Here is a 4,241-nt window from a genome sequence, read left to right as displayed (position 1 = left end):
CGGGGATTCGGTAAGATCGTGTTCCATGTCGTGCATTCCTGCTACTTGGTGACGCGTCCGGCGTTGAAGCCGAAGGCTCAACCGATCAAGAAGGTGAACGTCGGCGCGATGAACGATAGCGTGACAGAATACTGTGGGGTTCGGAGTCGGGTCAAGGGTGCCGGGATGCCCAGGGGATCAGCGGGTGCCTGGCGGAGTCGGTACTCCTGGACTGGCGCCATGCGCTCCTGGTTGCTGGGGCATGGCGCCAGGAGCTAGCCCCATCATCGGCGGCATCAACATGGACTGGGAAGAGGGATTCGGATGCTGGAAAATCCAATCATGATAGGTCTTGCGACCTTCAAAATGGCGGACCGCGAGGGGAAAATCACGCTCCTTGATCGGTTTGCCCTTGTTCTTGCTTCGCACCCCCATGATCCCTCCGGTGGGTGCACGCAGGTATTCCCAATCGCCTCCACCGACCGGATCCTGGTAGACCCGCCGTAAAAAGGGTTTCGGTGTGCGGGTCAGCTCAGCCAAGGATTGAGGATAGATCTCGGCGGGCATGATGCGCCCGATCTTCATTTGGGCTGAATAGAGCGCCAGGGCATTCTGAATCTCGATCCCCTTCGCCATGAGATCGGCTTCTTTTTCCCGCTGCACCATGACGGTCCATTGACGAGCCGCCGCGGAGACGGAGATCCCGATCAGCACGATGGAAAACATCAACGCCAGGTAGGTGATCCCGCGCGCATTCTCGAGGTGATGCCGCAACCCCATGCCCTCCTAGTTGGGTTGCTCCCCCGCTCCCGGATCATTCGTGACCGGAATGATCTGCGTGATTTTCGATGCGACGTCCTGCAGCGTGATTTCTTTCTGTGAGACGTCTTTGACCAACACTTCGCCGCCGATGACTTCGCCCGCTTGGACGACATGCATTTCGTCGTTATGCACCACCACCGCCATGCTTTTTTTCTTCTGCGCACCGCCGCCGACCGCCATGAATCCGACATACCGGAACTGATTGAGTTCGGTCGCGATGCGCAACCGTTCAATCTCTTCAGGCGTCGGTCCCTTCGGCCCCTCCTCAACCGGTTCCTCCTCCACCTTGACTTCGGACTGTGGTTCTTCCACCAAAGGCTCGGCAGAAGGAGGCGCGGCCGGCTTAGCGGGGCCGCGGGAACGTCCACGCCGAGGAGCCGGGCTGGGCACCGCAACCGGTTCGACCTGAGGAAGCAGACTCGCGAAAATGTTGCGCGGCGTGGCGAACGTCGCTTCACGTTGTCCCTTAATCGCGGCTAGGCGCTCGAGATGCACCTGCAAATCGCCGCCGGCTGCCGCGGCAGGGGCCTTCCCCGTGGTGTGCTGCCCGCTCACATGGGTGAGCGGCACTCGCGCCTGCTCACTGGAGTGGTCAAATTGCCAGATCAGCAAGCCGATCCAGAGCACCACAAGAGCGAGCAGCATCACACCCTGATTTTTACTGGGTCGATTCATAGGGATTACGGCGACGTCGGGGATTGCAAATGTTCCCCGCGCAGATAGGTCGAAATTCGAATATTGAAGGTCAATTGCTGATCCTGCACATTGCCTGACCGAACCAGATTGAGGTCTTCAATGAACAACAATTCTTCCGCCGACTCCAGGTTATAGAGGAATCGACGCAAGTCTTCGTACCGTCCTGTCACTGTCCCCTGCAGCACGGCTTTACTTGCATCGGGAACGGAGGTTTTTTCTGTCTTGTACGACAGTGCCGGCAAGGTGACTTGGTCACGCTTCGCCTCTTCAGTCACCCCGAGCGCCAGCGGCGCAAAATCCCGGAACAGGGGCAGCACCGCCCAGACCCGCTGCAGATCCGCCTTGGCCTTCTTGGCATCCTTGTGCCGGTTTAACTGTTGCCGTGCCTTGATCCACTCGCCTTCGAGCCGAACCTTCTCTTCCTCCGTCGCGCCAAGCACCAGAGCGTGGATCCCATAGCTCAACACGAAGAGCCCGGCCACGAAGGCCATCCAAGGAAGAATGGGCGCGTAGGGCTGGCGCGACGTCAGTTGAAGACGATCGAGTCCTGGAAACATCATTGGCTTCGATTCCGATAGCGCAGCGTTAGGTCGAACTCTACCAGCCCATTACTCATCACCCGATGCTGGCCCAACACGGGATCCTTAAATTGCGGATGATCTTGAAACGTCACCGTCAATGTGGTCACGTCTTCCAGCGCGCGGGCGGACCCCGTCAGCATGATCGTGGCATTCGCCGGATCCAGCCGGATGCTGTTCACGGCGATCCGTTGAGGAATGGCCCGTTCGAGTTCAGTGAGAAATCGGGTCCAGGAGAAACTGCGTTTTTCGATAAGGTGGTTCGCAAACTCGATTTCCTTGGGAAGGACTTGCAGCGCAGCATCCGAGAGATCGAGCCCCTCCTGTTGTGCTTCCTTTAAGAGCTCCCGATCTCGGTCTTGCACCTGCTTGAGGGCCGTCTCCATTGATTGCACGTCCTGCCAGACCAACCACGCCTGAGAAATGTCCCAGAGCATGGCGACACCAATCGCCCCTGCAAGGAGCATGATCACGAGCCTAGCCGGCGCCAGATACCAACGATACCGGCTGCTCAGGTTCATCGTGAAGAGTCCGCTGCGGGCGGAAGGCGGGCCGATGCGCAAGGCCACGTCACGAAGCACCGATGTCAGCTTGTCGAGCAACATCCCTTACACGACTCCCGCGATGGCCGGCAATGCGGCGCTGCTCCGAGGCCCTGTGATCGGGCCGCCGCCATACTGCTGGACACGATCCCAGTCGAGTTCTTGAACGGGTACGCCCAATCCTTTTTCCAACTGCTGCCGCAACCCAGGGCCCAACACGTCATCGGCGATCAACACAGCGTGGCTGATGGCCAACTCCGGCGTCTGCTGCTGACAGGCGTAAATCGAATCGGCGCACTCTTGCACGATACGATTGATGCCTACCTGCTCAGAACCCGGCGGCCACACCCCGCCCGAACCGATTCCACCCTGCAACTTGGAACGGAGGAACACCAAGGCTCCCTTGTGGAACACGAACGCCGTGACCCCGCCATCCGTCGCATTCACCCATAACAGATCGGCGGTGGGCTGGGCCGTCCGGGATGCGCCCTGAGACCACAGGTTATAGAGACGGAGACTTGCGACGTCGACTTCCTGGGGAATGAGCCCGGCCGCTTCGCAGACGCTTTCGTACTGCGCCAACACGGACTCCTGCACCACCACGGCCAACACCGTGCACGGCCCATCTCCTGAAGCGGCCGGTTCAGACAAGACCTGAGAAAACACCTTGGCACCGCTGAGCGACAACAGCTGCTCTTGCCCCAACCGCCAACGCACCAAGGCATCCCGCTCCTCAGAACTCCAGGGAAGGTCCTGTAAACGCACGACGGCCAATCGCACAGCCAAATCCGGCAAAATCACCGTTGCCGCACGCGGGACGCCAGGGGTGGACGATCGACCGGGAGCCTGCGTGGTGGCCGAGCCGGCAATAGCGCGAATGTGCGACTCCAGTTCGTGCGGCGAAAGGACATTCTGCTCCAACGGTGACAACCGAACGATCCCCTCAGGCAACGCGGACACGATGCACTGATACCGGGGCCGCCCTCGCCAGTTCCGATGCACCTCCGCCCAGGCCAGATCATGCACCCCGATCTTCAGGCAATACTGCGGACGACTTGTAATCCAATCCCACATGGGTTAGCGCTCTTCACTGAACGTGACGCGATTGATCTCACGCAACGTCGTTTCTCCGGCCAAGACCTTCTTCACTGCCGACTGACGCAGCGTAATCATACCGTCGGTTACCGCACGATACCGAATCTCCGAAAGTGCCCGATCCGCCAGAATCATTTCCTTGATTTCATCGGTCAGATCCAGGAACTCGGTAATACACTTTCGTCCTCGATAGCCGGTGTCGTGGCACTCCGAACAGCCTTTTCCTTCATAAAACGGTGCGCCTTTGAATTCGTCATAATCGAGGCCGGATTCCTCGGCCAGCGCCTGATCGAGCGGAACCTGATGCCGACAGTCCGGGCAAATCACCCGGATCAGCCGTTGCGCCAACACGCAGGTCAAGGCCGCGAGGAAATTGTAGGAGTCGATACCCATCGAGGCGAACCGGCCGATGACGTCAAAGACGTTGTTTGCATGCACGGTGGTCAACACCAGGTGACCCGTGAGGGCGGACTGGATGGCAATCTGCGCCGTCTCGGCATCACGGATTTCGCCGACCATGATCTTGTCC

The 4,241-nt window shown here is 59.3% G+C and carries 6 protein-coding genes; all 6 read right to left on the bottom strand.

Annotated features, from left to right (window positions below; translation table 11 throughout):
* Window positions 1–177: 177 nt before the first annotated feature.
* Complete coding sequence (locus JNL86_16280) at window positions 178–759, bottom strand: type II secretion system protein (protein MBL8044466.1); 582 nt, start codon at window positions 757–759, stop codon at window positions 178–180.
* Between the two features lie 6 nt (window positions 760–765).
* Window positions 766–1,476, bottom strand: coding sequence for a hypothetical protein (locus JNL86_16275; protein ID MBL8044465.1), 711 nt, complete (start codon window positions 1,474–1,476; stop codon window positions 766–768).
* 5 nt (window positions 1,477–1,481) lie between these two features.
* Window positions 1,482–2,057 carry a type 4a pilus biogenesis protein PilO gene (pilO, locus tag JNL86_16270; GenBank protein ID MBL8044464.1) on the bottom strand — a complete coding sequence of 192 codons (576 nt, stop codon included), beginning with the start codon at window positions 2,055–2,057 and terminating at the stop codon, window positions 1,482–1,484.
* Window positions 2,054–2,680, bottom strand: a complete 627-nt coding sequence (locus JNL86_16265; protein MBL8044463.1) for a PilN domain-containing protein — start codon at window positions 2,678–2,680, stop codon at window positions 2,054–2,056. Before JNL86_16265 ends, pilO begins: the two co-directional genes overlap by 4 nt.
* Window positions 2,681–2,683: 3 nt before the next feature.
* Window positions 2,684–3,691 (bottom strand): hypothetical protein, encoded by a 1,008-nt coding sequence (locus tag JNL86_16260; GenBank protein ID MBL8044462.1) that lies wholly within the window; start codon window positions 3,689–3,691, stop codon window positions 2,684–2,686.
* Window positions 3,692–3,694: 3 nt separating this feature from the next.
* The coding region (tadA, locus tag JNL86_16255) for a Flp pilus assembly complex ATPase component TadA (GenBank protein ID MBL8044461.1) at window positions 3,695–4,241 on the bottom strand (547 nt) is incomplete at its 5' end.

Origin of the sequence: Nitrospira sp. (genome assembly GCA_016788885.1) — a bacterium.
Classification (GTDB): Bacteria; Nitrospirota; Nitrospiria; order Nitrospirales; family Nitrospiraceae; genus Nitrospira_A.
The sequence above is the reverse complement of the archived record's forward strand: the minus strand, read 5'-3'. Positions and strand labels throughout refer to the sequence as shown.